The following is a 241-nucleotide window of genomic DNA, read 5'->3' as shown; positions in this document are numbered from 1 at the left end:
AGGCGCGTGGGAAAGTCGTAGGCGAACACTTCCCCCTCCGGCGCCGAAGAGGTCAGCCGGAAAGGTTCCCACACGCCGTCGAGGTTACGGCTCTTGATCGCCGCGAATGCCGCGAGATCGGCCCAGCCGCGAACGACTGACCCTTCGGGAATCGGCACGTTCGCGCGACCGAAGACGGGAAGAAGGAGCGCCGCCATCTCACCGCCGCCACGCGCGGCATCGCCACGTATCTCGACGCGAG

General features: G+C 67.2%; 1 protein-coding gene. It reads right to left on the bottom strand.

Features of this window, described 5'->3' with window-relative positions:
- Positions 1-241, bottom strand: a 241-nt coding sequence (locus ACZ3HH_RS31040) for a hypothetical protein (RefSeq protein ID WP_465810551.1), incomplete at both ends; no start/stop codon positions are given.

The sequence above is a fragment of the Pseudomonas sp. PME37.24/025 genome (genome assembly GCF_055556615.1).
The sequence above is the reverse complement of the archived record's forward strand: the minus strand, read 5'-3'. Positions and strand labels throughout refer to the sequence as shown.